The sequence below is a fragment of the Mesorhizobium sp. M7D.F.Ca.US.004.01.2.1 genome, from assembly GCF_003997785.1.
Lineage (GTDB): Bacteria > Pseudomonadota > Alphaproteobacteria > Rhizobiales > Rhizobiaceae > Mesorhizobium > Mesorhizobium loti.
On the sequence record NZ_RZRQ01000694.1, the window covers coordinates 1 to 943 of the forward strand.

The following is a 943-nucleotide window of genomic DNA, read 5'->3' on the forward strand; positions in this document are numbered from 1 at the left end:
CCCCAATGGCAAGACGCTGCATGTGCCGAGCGACGGCAGGCCGCTGCCCGGCTTTGAGCAGGCGCTTGCCTCCTACAAGGCGCGCAAGGGTTCAGGCGCGCCGGCCATCGAGTTGGCCAGCGCCGGTGGCAGCAGCAAGAAGTCAGGTGGGTTCCTGTCGGCTTTCTTTGGCGGCGGCTCCGACGAGGCCGACGACAGCGCCGATGTCGAGACCGCTTCGGCTGCACCCCCACCCAAGGCCAGAAACGTGAAGCCGGCTGCGGCAGCCAAGACCAGCAACCTCCCGGGCATCGCCATCGTGGCGCCGGAGAATGCGCAGCGCGCCGAAATTCCGCAGGTGACCGAGGAGCAGGCTCCGGAGCCGGAACAGGAACAGGATACGCCGGAGACGATCATCGCGGCGCTGCCGGCACGCAGCATTCCGCTGCCTGATTTTGCACCGCGGCCGAAGGCCGACGTCGGCGCCCAGCCGCCTGAGAACGTGCCTTTTGCCATGGCCGATGCGACGGCCACCACAGAGCAAGCCGTGGCGACCGCACACGCGCCGGCGAACGTTCCTTTCGGCATGGCCGATGTAACGGCTGCCGATGCAACGGCTTCGGCTGATCCGGCCCAGGTCGCGGTCAACAACATACCGTTGCCGACATGGCGTCCCGACACTTCGCTGCCGGCCGCTCTGGCTTCGCCGCCCAGCAAGGACGTGCTGATGGCGCTGGCCGAGACGGCTGATCACGGCAAGACCGCGACCGATGCGTTCTCGGTGCTGCCGACGGCGCGCCCCGAGATGGCCAGGCCGGATGCGGTCAAGGCCGTGCTCGACGAGGCCAATGCCCAGGTCGGCGCGGCCGACGCATACCAGGTTGCTTCCTTGTCCGAGCCGCGTTCGGCCTTCAACGATCCGTCGGGCACTGACGCCGCAACGCCGCGCGAGGCTGTCGTTGCC

At 68.4% G+C, this 943-nt stretch carries 1 pseudogene; it reads left to right on the forward strand.

Features of this window, described 5'->3' with window-relative positions:
• A pseudogene (locus EN993_RS36235) lies at positions 1 to 943 on the forward strand (peptidase M15); the annotation flags it as partial.